Source organism: Virgibacillus carmonensis (assembly GCF_057836705.1).
Genome location: NZ_JBYQFJ010000229.1, coordinates 1 through 626, shown reverse-complemented (window position 1 = coordinate 626; position 626 = coordinate 1). Strand labels below are relative to the sequence as shown.

The 626-nt window shown below is 33.5% G+C and carries 1 pseudogene; it reads right to left on the bottom strand.

The annotated features are described in order from the left end of the window. Nucleotides 1-626, bottom strand: a pseudogene (locus AC3G7N_RS21550) (peptidase M16 family protein); the annotation flags it as partial.

The following is a 626-nucleotide window of genomic DNA, read 5'->3' as shown; positions in this document are numbered from 1 at the left end:
ATTTTCGTTTCATCAAAATCTCCAAGCACATAAAAATCCATACAATCTTTCTTTAATACTGTCTGATAGTATGTAAATAAACTTTCGCCATTAAGTTCAGGTAAGTCGTCAATATATCCCTGCACATGTGTTTTATATACTTCATCCTCACACATTTCATCTATCAGCCGTATGTTAGCATAGCTCATTTTATCATCCATAATCGAATTGATCTTTTGTTTCAGCGTTTCTTTTTCCCGGTCAACAATTTTCGGGTCAAAACTACCTTTAGAAACCTTTGGATGGTTTATAATTTCATTTAATACTTCCAGCGCTTCTTCGATAAGTGCTGATTCATTTTGTAATAAACGCTGGTTTGGAATTTCCATTCGAAAGGTAAGAATATGAAAATCACCTTTTTTAGTGCCATCAATTGATAAAACAGCACCATATAAATCATCCAATTTTTGTTGTAAAATTTTTCGTTTCGGATAATTCATTGTTCCCTGTCGCAATACATAGGGCAGGATTGCACGCCTGGTAATTGTCGTCGGGTCTAATACAGTTTTAAATTTAACTACGAAATTGAGTGTCTTAAACTTATTACTTGGCACCAAATGAAGATTTAATCCACCTGATTCAATAAC